Genomic DNA, 214 nt, shown 5'->3' with positions numbered 1-214 from the left:
TCGGCGACGAGATGCTGAGTTCGGTGTTCCGGAACCTCCTGCGGAACGCGGTCCAGCACAACGACGAGACCCCGCCGAAGGTGACTGTGTCCGCGACGGTCGACGAGGCCGACGGCGTCGCGGAGGTGCGGATCGCGGACAACGGACCGGGGATCCCCGAGGACCAGCGCCACGAGATATTCGGGAAGGGCGAGAAGGGGCTCGACAGCCCGGG

Annotated in this window: 1 protein-coding gene; it reads left to right on the top strand. The window is 68.7% G+C overall.

Annotated features, from left to right (window positions below; genetic code table 11):
• Positions 1-214: ATP-binding protein (locus EXE44_RS19865; RefSeq protein WP_137718154.1), on the top strand; the 214-nt coding region annotated here is incomplete at both ends.

This window comes from Halorubrum sp. SS7, assembly GCF_005435055.1.
In the GTDB taxonomy this organism is placed as follows: Archaea; Halobacteriota; Halobacteria; order Halobacteriales; family Haloferacaceae; genus Halorubrum; species Halorubrum salinarum.
Note: the sequence above shows the minus strand (reverse complement) of the source record. Positions and strands in the feature narration are given on the sequence as shown.